The organism is Sphingomonas hankookensis (genome assembly GCF_001619955.1).
Taxonomy (GTDB): domain Bacteria; phylum Pseudomonadota; class Alphaproteobacteria; order Sphingomonadales; family Sphingomonadaceae; genus Sphingomonas; species Sphingomonas hankookensis_A.
This window is the reverse complement of sequence record NZ_LQQO01000016.1, coordinates 35175-48306: the sequence shown is the minus strand read 5'-3', so window position 1 is coordinate 48306 and position 13132 is coordinate 35175. Positions and strand designations below refer to the sequence as shown.

Sequence of the window (13132 nt, the reverse complement as noted above, 5' to 3'; positions counted from 1 at the left end):
ATCGAAGCGCGACGTGGCCGTGTCCATGGATCCCGGCCTTCGCCGGGATGACGTGTGGGCAGGAGGTGGGGGGCGCCGCTGGGATGACGTGTGGGCGGAAAAAACGCACCCCAAACGCAAAGGGAGCGGGACGGCATTGCCATCCCACTCCCCATCAGCAGCACAAAGGCGGGGCGGATCAGCCCTCGGCCTTGTCCTCGCCCTCGGCGTCTTCGCCTTCCGCAGCGGCTTCGGCCGACTGCGCTTCGGCAACTTCGGCGTCGAGCGCCTCGTCCTCGGCGGTCAGCGTGGTCGGCGGGGTGATCGTCGCGACGGTCACGGCGTCTTCCGATGCGGTCGCTTCGGCACCGTTCGGCAGGTCGATGTCCGACAGGTGGATCGAGTCACCGACTTCGCGGCCGGTCAGGTCGACGACGATCTCGGTCGGGATGTTCGACGCTTCGACGGTCAGTTCGATTTCATGGGTCACGACGTTCAGCACGCCGCCGTCCCGCTTGATGCCGGGGGCGTCGTCTTCGTTGGTGAAGGTCACCGGCACGGCGACGGTCACGGTCGCGTTCTTGGCGATGCGCAGGAAGTCGACATGGATCGGCTGGTCGGTGACGACGTCGAACGCGACGTCCTTGGCCAGGGTGCGAACCTTCTTGCCGCCGACATCGACCATGATGACCGAGTTCATGAAGTGGCCGGTCATCAGCGCCTTCATGAGTTCGCGGGCGTTCAGGTGAATGCCCTCCGGGTCCTGCTTGTTGCCATAGATCACGGCGGGGACGCGGCCATCGCGACGCAGGGCGCGGGAGGCTCCCTTGCCTACCCGATCGCGCGTCTCGGCCGACAGATTCAGCGTGTCGCTCATCATGTCTTCCTTGAGTACGTATTGATGTGTCTTGCGCGGCCGGGCCTCCAGGGATGACCCCGGCACGAACAAGCGCGGGCGCATAGGGGAGTTTGGGGGGAAAGGCAAGGTTGGGTGCCCCGTTTCCTCCACCCCCGTTTGCTTCGAGCGGAGGTTCGAGCCTGTCGAGAACCGTAGTCGAGAAGGGGGTGCCCCAAGCGGGGCGTTCTCGACGGACGCTTCTCGACAGGCTCGAAGCTGCTCGAACCGAACGGGGTGGGGTGCTATTGCACCCGCATCACTTCCAAACCCATCTTCCGCAACCGATCCTGCACGCTGCCCGGCCCGGTCAGATGCCCCGCGCCGACCGCGACGAAGCGCGTACCCGGCTGGCGCATCCACCTGGCGATGGTGCGCGCCCAGGCGGCGTTGCGCCGGTCGAGCAGCGCGGCGCGCACCGCCGGACCGGCTTGCGTCATATCCTCGCCCAGCAGCCGGTCGAGCGTCGCGACGTCGCCACGGCCCCAGGTGGCGACGACCCGGTCCATCGCCGGCACCGGATCGCGCTCGGCGAGGGTGCGCTCCAGCATCGTGCGCTGGGCGGCCTGCGGCAGGGCGGCGAAGAGGCCAAGTTGCTGGCCGAGCGTTTCGAATGCGGTGACCGGCTTGCCGGTTCGATCGGCGAGTTTCGTCAGCAGCGTCTCGGGGGCGGGCTCGCTGCGGTAGCCGGCCTGCGCCAGCGGTTGCGCGGCGAGGACCGTCGCGGCGAACCACGGGTCGGTCCTGTCGAAGGCATTGCGGGGGAAGCCCAGCTCGGCCGCCCGCGCGCGCAGGCTGCGGTCGAGGGCCGGGGGCAGCGGGGCGGGGCGGGGCGGCGTGACCTGTACTACCGCCGCGCTCATGTCGTCGGGCGTGGGTTCGGGGATTTCGAGGACCAGCGTGTCGCTGTCGGCAAAGGCGTCCGCCACCGCGCCGGTCAGCCACGGCGTTCCCGGCCGCAATTGATGCACCGTGCCGAACAGCCAGATCACCGTATCGGCATCGCGCGCGACCCAGAGCGCCGGCATGAGTATCGGCGGGGCCGCGACCGGGCTGGCGAGCGACAGCCAGCCGAACAGTGCGGCGACGATCCGCGCGATCATCCGCGCAGGTGCTGGACGATGCGGGTCGCGACCAGCGCGGCGATGGCGACGGCCCAGCCGATCATCGCCGGATTGGGCAGCGCCAGCGGTTTCGCCGCGAGCGACAGGACCGGCAGCGCGACCAGCGCGGCGATTCCTGTGACGGCCGCCGCCTCCGTCATCTGCCGCCGCTCGACCTCATCGGCATTGCGCCAGATCCGCAGGTTGAAGACGAGCGCGCCGAGCAGCGCGATGCCGATGGCGATATAGCCGGCATGGTCGCGGGTGCGGATCGCGCGCGCAGGGTCGGCGACCTCGCTATACCCCTCGACGATGCCCAGCACGAAGGTCGTGACCAGCGGTGCCAGCGCGACGACGGCGATGGCTGCCGCGACCCAGATCCATCGCCGCCGGCGGCGCTGTCGTTCGCGGGCGGCGCCCCAATCCTCAACCATCGACGTCATCCTCGAAAATCTGTTCGATCGGCAGGCCGAACAACCGGCTCATGCGGAAGGCGAGCGGGAGCGACGGGTCGTGCTTGCCGGTTTCGATCGCATTCACCGCCTGACGCGATACGTCGAGCCGCCCGGCCAGTTCGGCCTGGCTCCAGTCGCGTTCGGCGCGCAGAATCTTGAGCCGGTTCTTCACGAACCGCTCACCGCCACGATAGCGATACCGCCGCATCGCCGAGTTGGGCGGCGAAGGAAATGCCGCTGGTCGGCGCGGGGGGCGGTGTGGGCCGTTCGTTGCGGTCGGCGGCCATTGCGGCGACGGCTGCGCACAGCGCGACGACGAACAGCGTGTAGCCTTGGGTGTCGGGGCGGGGCATCGCAGTGACCTTCCATGTCAACGATCAGCGACAATGTGTCGTGTTTACCTGACTATGTATCCGCCGATTCGTGCTTTGTGTCAATGCTACCTGACACGATGTCGGTTTAACCTGACATGCGGTTCGCTTGACCGGCGATCGGCGATGCGGCTAGGCGCGGGGCATTCCTGCATTCAAAGGCGAAACCATGGCCGCCCCGCTCAGCTTCCAGAAAATGATCCTGACGCTCCACGATTACTGGAGCGACAAGGGCTGCGTCATCCTGCAACCCTATGACATGCGGATGGGGGCGGGGACGTTCCACCCGGCGACGACGCTGCGCGCGCTGGGGCCGGAGCCGTGGAACGCGGCGTTCGTCCAGCCGTCGCGCCGGCCGACCGACGGGCGCTATGGCGAGAACCCCAACCGGCTGCAGCATTATTACCAGTATCAGGTGATTTTGAAGCCGTCGCCGCCGAACCTGCAGGAGCTGTATCTGGGGTCGCTGGCGGCGATCGGGATCGACTTCACGCAGCACGACATCCGCTTCGTCGAGGACGATTGGGAATCGCCGACGCTGGGCGCATGGGGGCTGGGCTGGGAAGTATGGTGCGACGGGATGGAAGTCACCCAGTTCACCTATTTCCAACAGATGGGCGGGTTCGACTGCAAGCCGGTCGCGGGCGAGCTGACCTACGGCCTTGAACGGCTGGCGATGTACATCCAGGATAAGGACAGCGTGTACGACCTGGCGTTCAATGACGCTGCTGAGGGGAGGGGGGGCGTCACCTATGGCGACGTGTTCCTCGAAAACGAGCGCCAGATGTCGAAGTGGAATTTCGAGGTCGCCGATACCGATGGCCTGTTCGACCTGTTCAAAAAGGCGGCGGCCGAGTGCGAGAATGCACTGGCCAACGACGTGCCGATCGCGGCCTATGAACAGGCGATCGAGGCGAGCCATGTGTTCAACCTGCTGAACGCGCGCGGCGTGATCTCCGTCGCCGAGCGGCAGGCCTATATCGGCCGCGTGCGTGATCTGGCGAAGGCCAGCTGCGCGAAGTTCATCGAGACGCAGACGCCGACATGGCAGGCAAAGTATCCGGGGTGGGTGGCATGACCGATTTTCTGCTCGAACTGCGCAGCGAGGAAATCCCGGCGCGGATGCAGGCCAAGGCCCGTGAGGATCTGGCCAAGCTGTTCGTCGGGGAACTGGCGAAGGCCGGGATCGCCGCGCCGCGGATCACGACCTATGCCACGCCGCGTCGCTTGACGCTGATCGCGTATGACTTGCCCGAGGCTACCGAGCCGGTGCGCGAGGAAGTGAAGGGGCCGCGCGCCTCCGCCCCGCCGCAGGCGCTGGAAGGGTTTCTGCGCAAGACCGGGCTGACGCGCGAGGCGCTGACCGAGCGCGACGGCGTGTTGTTCGCGGTGACCGAAGTGCCAGGGCGCGAGACGGCGCAGGTGCTGGCGGCGGCGATCCCGGCGATCGTGCGTGGGTTCCCCTGGCCCAAGTCGATGCGCTGGGGCGCGGCGTCGCTCAGCCCGGAGTCCCCGCGTTGGGTGCGGCCGTTGCAGGGGATCGTCGCGCTGTTCGGTGGCGCGGTGGTGCCGTGCGAGGTCGCCGGTGTCACGAGCGGTGCGGAGACGATGGGGCATCGCTTCCATCACGGGGGGCCGGTGACGATCGCGTCGGCGGAGAGCTATGTCGAGACGCTGCGCGATGCCCATGTCATCGTCGACCAGAATGAGCGCGCGGCGATCATCGCGGTCGGCGCCAAGATGGCGGCGCAGGGTGCCGGGCTGACCTTGGTCGAGGATGAAGGGCTGCTGGCGGAGAATGCCGGGCTGACCGAATGGCCGGTGCCGTTGCTGGGGCGGTTCGACGAGGCGTTTCTCAGCGTTCCGCCCGAGGTCATCCAGCTGACCGCGCGGGTGAACCAGAAGTACTTCGTTTGCCGCGACGCGGAGGGCAAGCTGGCGAACGCGTTCGTCTGCACCGCCAATATCGATGCGGCGGACGGCGGCGAGCGGATCGTCGCGGGCAATGCTAAGGTGCTGGCGGCGCGGCTGTCGGATGCGAAATTCTTCTACGAAACCGATCTGAAGACGCGGCTGGAGGACCAGCTGCCCAAGCTCGAGAAGATCGTGTTTCATGAGAAGCTGGGCACGGTCGCCGACAAGGTCGAGCGGGTGGCGAAGCTGGCGCGGTGGCTGGTTGAAAGCGGCGTAGTAAAGCCCTCTCCCCTTCAGAGGAGAGGGTTGGGAGAGGGGGCTTCCACCGAAGCCTCGGCTCCTGCGGACAGCCCCCTCTCCCCGGCCAGTTCCGAGTCAACAGCGCCCCGCGCTGTTGAGGTTGTGCCGGGGGCACAACCGACCCGGAACTCCCCTGAAGGGGAGAGGGAGACGTTGGCCGATATGGCCGAACGCGCCGCGCGGCTGGCCAAGGCCGATCTGGTCACCGGCATGGTCGGCGAGTTCCCCGAATTGCAGGGGCTGATGGGCGGCTATTATGCCGCCGCGCAGGGCGAGCCGGCGGAAGTCGCCGAGGCGGTGCGCGATCACTACAAGCCGGTCGGGCAGGGGGATGACGTTCCGACCGCGCCGGTGACGGTTGCGGTGGCGCTAGCGGATAAGCTGGATACGATTGCCGGATTTTTCAGTCGTGGGATGAGGCCGAGTGGATCGAAAGATCCATTCGCTCTGCGCCGCTCCGGTATCGCAATTATCGCTTTGCTGACCCAAAACAAGCTGCGGGTGAATTTGAATGAGATACTCAATACAGCTTTAACTCAGTATATCATTGCTGGCGCCGTAAAGTCGGTTCCAGCCAACAGCGTTCGACTCAATGATGACGGTAAGATGATTCCGCCGGGACCTCTTGTCGGAAGCGAAGACGGTACCGCTGCGCAACTGTATCATGTTGGAGGGCGGTATATCGAGGTGGCGTTGAGTGCGTCAGACGCCAAAAAATTTAACGAGGATGTTGAAGTAGCTGGTCGACTTTTCGACAGCATTGATGAAATTATCGACTTCTTCGCCGACCGCCTGAAAGTCCAACAGCGCGAGGCGGGCGTCCGCCACGACCTGATCGACGCCGTCTTCGCGCTGGGCGGCGAGGACGATCTCGTCCGCCTGCTCGCCCGCGTCCATGCGTTGCAGGCGTTCGTCACGACCGAGGACGGGGCGAACCTGCTCGCGGGGTATAAGCGCGCGGCGAATATCCTGAAGAAGGAAGCGCCCGGCGCCAGCAAGCATATCCCCGAAACCGGCGAGGAAGATCCGCTTGCCATGGTCGAGGACCCCGACTTCGCGCCGGTCGTCGCCGAACTGGCGCGGACCGAGCGCGAGGCGCGCGACTATGATCGCGAGCCGGCCGAAGCGGCGCTGATCGCGGCGCTCGATGCAGCCGAGCCGCAGGCGGAAAAGGCGGTCGAGGCGGAGGATTTCGCCGGGGCGATGGCGGCGCTTGCGACGCTGCGCGCGCCGATCGACGCCTTCTTCACCGACGTCACGGTCAACGATGCCGACCCGCACAAGCGCACCGCGCGGTTGGCGCTGCTGGCACGGGTGCGCGATGCGGTGCACCGGGTCGCCGATTTTTCGAAAATCGAGGGCTGACCTATCGGTTTAACCCGTTTAACGGGGTGGGGAGCGGAGGGTGATTCGTCACACTCCGATGCTAACCCCGTGGCCGTCGGCCCGGATGGAAGGGAACGAGCATGACGCAGTATGTCTATCGGTTCGGCGGCGGGGTTTCGGACGGAGGGTCGGGCGACAAGACGCTGCTGGGCGGCAAGGGCGCGAACCTGGCGGAGATGGCGTCGATCGGGCTGCCGGTGCCGCCGGGCTTCACCATCGCGACGACGATGTGCACCCGCTATTACGAGGATGGCGAGACCTTCCCTGATTCGCTGCGTGACGAAGTCGCCACCGGCATCGCGCATATCGAGGGGATCACCGGCAAGCGCTTCGGCGACGAAGCCGACCCGCTGCTGGTGTCGGTCCGCTCAGGCGCGCGGGTGTCGATGCCGGGGATGATGGACACGGTGCTGAACCTGGGTCTCAACGACCGGACGGTCGAGGGGCTGGCGGCGGTGTCGGACGATGCGCGCTTCGCCTGGGACAGCTATCGCCGCTTCATCCAGATGTATTCGGACGTGGTGCTCGAACTCGACCATGGCCGGTTCGAGGAAGCGCTGGAGATCGCGAAGGAAGATCGCGGCTATTATCTCGACACCGACCTGACCGCCGACGACTGGCGTGCGTTGGTCGCCCAGTACAAGGACATCGTCGTCGAGCTGTGGGGCAAGCCGTTCCCGCAGGACGTGCACGACCAGTTGTGGGGCGCGATCGGCGCGGTGTTCGGATCGTGGCAGGCGGACCGCGCCAAGGTCTATCGCCGGTTGAACGACATTCCCGGCGACTGGGGCACGGCGGTCAACGTGCAGGCGATGGTGTTCGGCAATATGGGCGACACGTCGGCGACCGGCGTGGCCTTCACCCGCGATCCCTCGACCGGCGCCAACGCCTATTACGGCGAATTCCTGATCAACGCGCAGGGCGAGGACGTGGTCGCGGGTATCCGCACGCCGCAATATCTGACCACCGCGGCGCGGGCGGCGGCGAATGCCAAGCCGCTGTCGATGGAAGAGGCGATGCCCGACGCCTATGCCGAGCTGGCGGCGGTGTTCGACCGGCTGGAGCGGCATTACCGCGACATGCAGGACATCGAATTCACGGTGCAGCAGGGCAAATTGTGGATGCTGCAGACCCGGTCGGGCAAGCGCACTGCGAAGGCGGCGCTGAAGATCGCGGTCGACATGGCCGAGGAAGGGCTGATCAGCCGCGAGGAGGCGATCGCGCGGGTCGATCCGCAGGCATTGGACCAGCTGCTCCACCCGACGCTCGACCCGAAGGCGGCGCGCGACGTGCTGACCAAGGGGCTGCCCGCCTCGCCGGGGGCGGCGAGCGGCATCGCGGTGTTCGACAGCGACACCGCCGAGCGGCGCTCGAACGCCGGTGACGCGGTGATCCTGATCCGTACCGAGACCAGCCCGGAAGACATTCACGGCATGCATGCGGCGCGCGGCATCCTGACCGCACGCGGCGGCATGACCAGCCACGCCGCCGTCGTGGCGCGCGGCATGGGCCGTCCCTGCGTGTCGGGCGCAGGGTCGATCTCGATCGATGCCAAGGCAGGCGTGATGAAGGTCGGTTCGCGCGAAATCCGCGAGGGCGATATCGTCACCATCGACGGCGCGACCGGCGAGGTGATGGCAGGCGCGGTCGCGACGGTGCAGCCCGAACTGGCTGGCGATTTCGGCACGCTGATGGAATGGGCCGATGGCGTTCGTCGCCTCAAGGTGCGGACCAATGCCGAAACGCCGCTCGATTGCCGCACCGCGCGCGATTTCGGGGCGGAGGGGATTGGCCTCTGCCGCACCGAGCACATGTTCTTCGAACAGTCGCGGATCACCGCCGTGCGGCAGATGATTCTGGCCGAGGACGAGGCCGGGCGTCGCGTGGCGCTCGACAAGCTGCTGCCCGAACAGCGCAGCGACTTCGTCGAGATTTTCGAGGTGATGGTCGGCCTGCCGTGCACCATCCGCCTGCTCGACCCGCCGCTGCACGAATTCCTGCCGCATGAGGAAGCCGAGTTCGCCGAAGTGGCGCAGGCGGCGGGGATCGAGGTCGAACAGCTCAAGCGCCGCGCGGCCGAGCTGCACGAATTCAACCCGATGCTGGGCCATCGCGGTTGCCGGCTGGGCGTGACCTATCCGGAAATCTACGAGATGCAGGCGCGGGCGATCTTCGAAGCGGCGGTGATCGTCGCGGAGAAGTCGGGCGAGGCGCCGATCCCCGAGGTGATGATCCCGCTGGTCGGCACCAAGCGCGAGCTGGAGCTGATGAAGACGGTGATCGACAAGGCGGCGGAAGCCGTGTTCGCCGACAAGGGCCGCCGAATCGAGTATCTGGTCGGCACGATGATCGAACTGCCGCGCGCCGCGCTCAAGGCCGGGGAGATCGCCGAGGCCGGGCAGTTCTTCTCGTTCGGGACCAACGACCTGACGCAGACGACGCTGGGCGTCAGCCGCGACGATGCCAGCCGGTTCCTGGGCGCCTATGTCGAAAAGGGCATCTATGCCCGCGATCCGTTCGTCTCGATCGATGTCGAGGGCGTGGGCGAGCTGATCGAGCTGGCCGCCGAGCGGGGGCGCAAGACCCGGAGCGACATCAAGCTCGGCATCTGCGGCGAACATGGCGGCGATCCGGCGTCGATCGCCTTCTGCGAAAAGGTCGGGTTGGACTATGTGTCGGCCAGCCCCTATCGCGTGCCGATCGCCCGGTTGGCGGCGGCACAGGCCGCATTGAAGAAGTGAGAAGCGTGATGACGAACGATGCGGCACGGGTGACGAAGGACGGGTTCGACCGTGTCGGTCCGTTCCACCCGGCGTTCGTCTGGGGCGCGGTGATCGTGTTCGACCTGCTCGTCGTGCTCGCGCTGCTGCTGGCGGTCACCAAGATCGGCGACAAGGTCGAGGATGTGGTGTTCCCCGGCGGCCCGGAATGGGTGACGTTCTGATCGCTGCCCGCCCCGGCGCAAACCGGGGCGGGGTGCAGCCTCAATAGGCGGCGGTGAAGCGGGCGCGCGGGTGGCGATGCGCCTCCAGCTCGTCGACCATCGCGATGGCATAATCGGCGAAGCTGATCCGGCTGACCCCGGCATCGTCGGTGACCAGCGTATCGGTGCCGAGCCGATAGCGGCCGGTGCGCTCGCCCGGCTCGATCAGCGCGGCGGGCGAGAAGAAGGTCCAGTCGATATCCTCGACCGAGCGCAGCGCGTCGAGAAAGGCGATGCCACCCATCGCGAACTCGCGCCATTCGGCCGGGAAGTCGGGCGAATCGATCAGCCGCACGCCGGGCGCGACCTCCAGGCTGGCCGCGCCGCCGGTGACCAGCAGCCGTCCGACGCCCGCCTGGCGGAGCGCTGCGAGCAACGTGTCGGCGGTGACGTCGAAATGCAGTGCGCTGATGACCGCGTCGGCGCCGGCGATCAGCGGGCCGAGTACCACGGGATCATGCGCGTCGCCCGCCAGCCGGGTCACGCCGGGCAGGTCCGGGATCGCATCGGGCTTGCGGGCGATCGCGCGGACGCTGTGGCCGCGACGGGCCAGCTCCCGCGTGATCTCCGAACCGGCATTGCCGCTTGCGCCCAGTACCGCAACATCCATCGTCAGTCTCCTGTGGTATCCAATGGTGACCACGTGCTATGGGGAAACCGATGACGCAAGACGGCACTTTTCCGATACGAGGTAACCCGGTGGAAACCGCGTGGCTGAAGGGCGACGTGTTCGCCGCCGATTGCCCGACACGGCTGTTGCTCGACCGGATCGGCGACAAATGGAGCGTGCTGGTGCTGCTGTTGCTGGGCGAGGAGCCGTATCGCTTCAACGAACTGAAACGGCGGATCGCCGGTGTGTCGCAGAAGATGCTGAGCCAGACGCTGCGCATGCTGGAGCGCGACGGGCTGGTGACGCGGCATGTCGTCGCGACCAAGCCGGTCAGCGTCAGCTATGCGATCACGCCGCTGGGCGGCGAATTGATCGATGCGCTGCGGGCGTTGATGACGTGGTCGGAAGCGCGGATCGGGACGGTGCTGTCGGCGCAGCGAGCCTTTGATGCGCGGGAAGGTGCAGCGGGCTAGGCCGGATCGTCAAGGAAACGTCACCCCGCGACAAGCCCGGAGTGACCATAGCCCGATCAGCCCCAGCGGCTGCGATGGTCGTCGTCGCGGCCTTCGCGCAGCATTGCCGCCTGTTCGCGCCAATGTTCGGCGTCGATCGTGCCCGGACGAAGGCGCAGATCCTCCTCGAGCGCGCGTTCGTCGGCTTCGGTCAGCTGCTCGATCGCACGATAGGTCTTGATCCCGCGCTGGCCGAGTGCCCGTTCGAGGTCGGCATCGATGCCGCGAATGCGCGACAGATTGTCGCCGCCCCAGCCGAAGAAACCGCCGCCGCTGCTGCTGGCCGCGGCCGCGCCGGTGGCGGCCGTCGCGGCGGTCGCGGTGGCGGTGCTGCGTTCCTTGGCCAGCCGGTCGCGTTCGGCCTCCACTTCGCGCAGGCGTTCGTCGCGGGCCTTCAGGTCGGCGGCGACTTCGGCGCGATAGGCCTTGTGCGCGGCTTCCTCGTCGCGATAGCGCTGCTTCCATTTCTTGCCGCCCGAAGACGATGCGAGGCCGAAGAACCAGCCGGCAAGCAGCAACAGTGCGAGGACCGCGAACTGGGTCGGCGTCTGGAACAGCATCGTGCAAGCCCCTTTGATTGGTTACGGGGCGATAACGGACGGGGCGGGGCGGCGTTCCCGCCGGCCCCCGATGCCTATTTGCCGAACGCGTCGCTGATGCTGCACGCCGCCGGCCCCAGGATGACGACGAACAGGGTGGGGAGGATGAAGAGGATCAGCGGCACGGTCATGATCGCGGGAAGGCGCGCGGCCTTTTCCTCGGCGCGCATCATGCGTTCGTTGCGGAATTCCGCCGACAGCACGCGCAGCGCGGAGGCGAGCGGGGTGCCGTATTTCTCGGTCTGGATCATGGTCGTGACCACGCCCTTCACTGCGTCGAGGTTGATGCGCATCGCGAGGTTTTCGAACGCCTGACGCCGTTCGGTCAGGAAGCCCAGCTCGATCGCGGTCAGCGAGAATTCCTCGCCCAGTTCGGGATAGGCGCGGCCCAGTTCGCGCGCGACGCGGGTGAAGGCGGCGTCGACCGTCAGGCCGGCTTCGGCGCAGATCACCAGCAGGTCCAGCGCGTCGGGAAGCCCCTTGCGGATCGCGTCCGACCGTTTGGTGATCTTGTTCTTCAGATAGATGTCGGGCGCCTTGTAGCTGAGGATGAAGGTGCCCGCGACCAGGCCATAGGCTTTCAGCGGCGACCAGTCGGCGAAGGTGTCGGTGCCATAGACGATGTAGAGCATCGGCAGGCCGAACACGATCGGCAGCACCAGCCGCCCGAAGATGACCGCGACCGCCCAGTCCTTCGACCGGATGCCCGCCTGCATCAGTTTCAGCTGCGCGACCTTCAGCTGCGAATCCTGCAGCACCTTCATCGACGACAACAGCCCGCGGATGCGGTCGGTCGCGTCGTTCTTCTGCACCAGCTTCGCACGACGCTTGCTGGTCGATGCGGTGATGCCGGCCTTCAGCTGTTCGCGGCGGTCGTTCAGCGCCTTGACCCGGCGGGTCATCGGGTCGCGCGAGGTCGTTGCGATATAGATCGCCAGCATCACCGACAGGACGGCGACCGCCGACAGGATCGTCGCGACATTGACGACGTCGAAGCCGAAGAAGGTGGGGTTGGGCGCGGCGGCTATCATCGCATCAGATCTCGAAATTGACCATCTTGGCCATGATGAAGGCGCCGATCCCCATCCACAGCAGCCCGCCCATGCCCGCGATCATCAGCCGCGGATCGACGAAAAAATTCTGCATATAGGTGTCGTTGATGACCCAGATCATGCCGAACACGATGAAGGGCAGCGACCCGACGATATAGGCGGACGCCTTGGATTCCGACGACATCGCCTTGATCTTCAGCTTCATCTGCATCCGCTTGCGCAGCACGTCGGCGAGGTTCGCGAGCGTTTCGGCAAGGTTGCCGCCGGTTTCGCGCTGGATGGCGATGGTGATGATGAAGAACTGGAACTCGGGCGTGCCGAGCCGGTCGCCGGTTTCCTGCAGCGCGGCGTCGAGCGAGCGGCCGATCTTCATCCGGTCGCTGACCAGGCGGAATTCCTCGCCGACCGGGCCGTCGACTTCCTGACCGACGACGGTCATCGTCTCGGTGATCGGCAGACCGGAGCGGAGACCCCGGACCAGCAATTCGATCGCGTCGGGGAATTTGGCGGTGAAGCGCGCGATGCGTTTCTTGATGACGAAGCCCACCGCGAAATGCGGCAGGCCCATGCCGGCAGCCAGCGCCAGCAGCAGCGCGAGGACCAGCGGAAAGCCGCGCAGCAGCAGCAGGGCGAAGACCGCGACGATGATGCCGAGCGACACCTTGCCATATTGGGCAAGGGTCCAGTTGCGGCCGGTCTTTTGCAAACGCAGCTTCAATTGTTCGACATTGGGCAGGAAACGCGCGGCGGTGCGATCGGCCTTGCTGGTGCTCCGGTTGCCGATGCGGCGCATCTGCGCTTCCATCGCGGTCGCGCTGGCGGCGGAGGCATGACGCTCGCGCACCGCCAGCAACCGCCGGTTGCGCGCCCGCTCGCCCGACGGTCCGGACAGGGCGAGCACCAGCAGCACCAGCGTCATCGCCGCGCCGGTGGCGAGCAGGAGGAGGGGGAGCAGGTCCATCGCCGTGGGTCC

The 13132-nt window shown here is 66.7% G+C and carries 14 protein-coding genes; 5 read left to right on the top strand and 9 right to left on the bottom strand.

Annotated elements, in window-relative coordinates; genetic code table 11:
• Positions 1-178: 178 nt before the first annotated feature.
• The 5 genes from AVT10_RS09660 to AVT10_RS18175 all read right to left on the bottom strand — a co-directional run bounded on the left by AVT10_RS09660 (position 179) and on the right by AVT10_RS18175 (position 2785).
• Positions 179-856: a 50S ribosomal protein L25/general stress protein Ctc gene (locus tag AVT10_RS09660; protein WP_066690349.1), complete on the bottom strand. Its 678-nt coding sequence runs from the start codon at positions 854-856 to the stop codon at positions 179-181.
• A gap of 263 nt (positions 857-1119) precedes the next feature.
• The gene (locus tag AVT10_RS09655; protein WP_066690242.1) at positions 1120-1977 is read right to left on the bottom strand and encodes a TraB/GumN family protein; all 858 of its coding nucleotides are present in this window, start codon (positions 1975-1977) and stop codon (positions 1120-1122) included.
• Positions 1974-2420, bottom strand: coding sequence for a hypothetical protein (locus AVT10_RS09650; RefSeq protein WP_066690241.1), 447 nt, complete (start codon positions 2418-2420; stop codon positions 1974-1976). The genes AVT10_RS09655 and AVT10_RS09650 overlap by 4 nt, the downstream gene beginning before the upstream one ends.
• Complete coding sequence (locus AVT10_RS09645; RefSeq protein ID WP_066690346.1) at positions 2404-2604, bottom strand: helix-turn-helix transcriptional regulator; 201 nt, start codon at positions 2602-2604, stop codon at positions 2404-2406. The genes AVT10_RS09650 and AVT10_RS09645 overlap by 17 nt, the downstream gene beginning before the upstream one ends.
• 7 nt (positions 2605-2611) lie before the next feature.
• The gene (locus tag AVT10_RS18175; RefSeq protein WP_157092729.1) at positions 2612-2785 is read right to left on the bottom strand and encodes a hypothetical protein; all 174 of its coding nucleotides are present in this window, start codon (positions 2783-2785) and stop codon (positions 2612-2614) included.
• A gap of 214 nt (positions 2786-2999) precedes the next feature.
• Here AVT10_RS18175 and AVT10_RS09640 point away from each other — a divergent pair, with 214 nt between their 5' ends.
• The 4 genes from AVT10_RS09640 to AVT10_RS09625 all read left to right on the top strand — a co-directional run bounded on the left by AVT10_RS09640 (position 3000) and on the right by AVT10_RS09625 (position 9347).
• Positions 3000-3881, top strand: a complete 882-nt coding sequence (locus AVT10_RS09640) for a glycine--tRNA ligase subunit alpha (protein WP_066690343.1) — start codon at positions 3000-3002, stop codon at positions 3879-3881.
• Positions 3878-6382 carry a glycine--tRNA ligase subunit beta gene (glyS, locus tag AVT10_RS09635; RefSeq protein ID WP_066690238.1) on the top strand — a complete coding sequence of 835 codons (2505 nt, stop codon included), beginning with the start codon at positions 3878-3880 and terminating at the stop codon, positions 6380-6382. Before AVT10_RS09640 ends, glyS begins: the two co-directional genes overlap by 4 nt.
• A 101-nt stretch (positions 6383-6483) precedes the next feature.
• Entirely contained in the window at positions 6484-9144 is a 2661-nt protein-coding gene (gene ppdK / locus AVT10_RS09630) for a pyruvate, phosphate dikinase (protein WP_066690236.1), read from the top strand.
• An 8-nt stretch (positions 9145-9152) separates the two neighbouring features.
• Complete coding sequence (locus AVT10_RS09625) at positions 9153-9347, top strand: hypothetical protein (protein ID WP_066690234.1); 195 nt, start codon at positions 9153-9155, stop codon at positions 9345-9347.
• A 40-nt stretch (positions 9348-9387) separates the two neighbouring features.
• Here AVT10_RS09625 and AVT10_RS09620 read toward each other — a convergent pair whose 3' ends face one another.
• On the bottom strand, positions 9388-9996 hold the full coding sequence (locus AVT10_RS09620; protein WP_066690230.1) for an NAD(P)-dependent oxidoreductase: 609 nt from the start codon (positions 9994-9996) through the stop codon (positions 9388-9390).
• Positions 9997-10046: 50 nt separating this feature from the next.
• Here AVT10_RS09620 and AVT10_RS09615 point away from each other — a divergent pair, with 50 nt between their 5' ends.
• Positions 10047-10469 (top strand): winged helix-turn-helix transcriptional regulator, encoded by a 423-nt coding sequence (locus AVT10_RS09615; RefSeq protein ID WP_066690228.1) that lies wholly within the window; start codon positions 10047-10049, stop codon positions 10467-10469.
• 56 nt (positions 10470-10525) lie between these two features.
• Here AVT10_RS09615 and AVT10_RS18170 read toward each other — a convergent pair whose 3' ends face one another.
• The 3 genes from AVT10_RS18170 to AVT10_RS09600 form a co-directional block, all read right to left on the bottom strand.
• Entirely contained in the window at positions 10526-11068 is a 543-nt protein-coding gene (locus tag AVT10_RS18170) for a hypothetical protein (RefSeq protein WP_066690226.1), read from the bottom strand.
• Between the two features lie 74 nt (positions 11069-11142).
• Positions 11143-12138, bottom strand: a complete 996-nt coding sequence (locus AVT10_RS09605) for a type II secretion system F family protein (protein WP_066690224.1) — start codon at positions 12136-12138, stop codon at positions 11143-11145.
• A 4-nt stretch (positions 12139-12142) separates the two neighbouring features.
• On the bottom strand, positions 12143-13120 hold the full coding sequence (locus AVT10_RS09600) for a type II secretion system F family protein (RefSeq protein ID WP_066690222.1): 978 nt from the start codon (positions 13118-13120) through the stop codon (positions 12143-12145).
• Positions 13121-13132: the final 12 nt, after the last annotated feature.

Excerpts from the sequence above, each read along its gene's own strand:
- AVT10_RS09660 (WP_066690349.1), bottom strand. The coding sequence starts at position 856 with ATGAGCGACACGCTGAATCTGTCGGCCGAGACGCGCGATCGGGTAGGC.
- AVT10_RS09625 (WP_066690234.1), top strand. The coding sequence starts at position 9,153 with ATGACGAACGATGCGGCACGGGTGACGAAGGACGGGTTCGACCGTGTC.
- AVT10_RS09655 (WP_066690242.1), bottom strand. The coding sequence starts at position 1,977 with ATGATCGCGCGGATCGTCGCCGCACTGTTCGGCTGGCTGTCGCTCGCC.
- AVT10_RS09640 (WP_066690343.1), top strand. The coding sequence starts at position 3,000 with ATGATCCTGACGCTCCACGATTACTGGAGCGACAAGGGCTGCGTCATC.
- glyS (WP_066690238.1), top strand. The coding sequence starts at position 3,878 with ATGACCGATTTTCTGCTCGAACTGCGCAGCGAGGAAATCCCGGCGCGG.
- ppdK (WP_066690236.1), top strand. The coding sequence starts at position 6,484 with ATGACGCAGTATGTCTATCGGTTCGGCGGCGGGGTTTCGGACGGAGGG.
- AVT10_RS09600 (WP_066690222.1), bottom strand. The coding sequence starts at position 13,120 with ATGGACCTGCTCCCCCTCCTCCTGCTCGCCACCGGCGCGGCGATGACG.
- AVT10_RS09605 (WP_066690224.1), bottom strand. The coding sequence starts at position 12,138 with ATGATAGCCGCCGCGCCCAACCCCACCTTCTTCGGCTTCGACGTCGTC.
- AVT10_RS09650 (WP_066690241.1), bottom strand. The coding sequence starts at position 2,420 with ATGACGTCGATGGTTGAGGATTGGGGCGCCGCCCGCGAACGACAGCGC.
- AVT10_RS09620 (WP_066690230.1), bottom strand. The coding sequence starts at position 9,996 with ATGGATGTTGCGGTACTGGGCGCAAGCGGCAATGCCGGTTCGGAGATC.
- AVT10_RS09615 (WP_066690228.1), top strand. The coding sequence starts at position 10,047 with ATGACGCAAGACGGCACTTTTCCGATACGAGGTAACCCGGTGGAAACC.
- AVT10_RS18175 (WP_157092729.1), bottom strand. The coding sequence starts at position 2,785 with ATGCCCCGCCCCGACACCCAAGGCTACACGCTGTTCGTCGTCGCGCTG.
- AVT10_RS18170 (WP_066690226.1), bottom strand. The coding sequence starts at position 11,068 with ATGCTGTTCCAGACGCCGACCCAGTTCGCGGTCCTCGCACTGTTGCTG.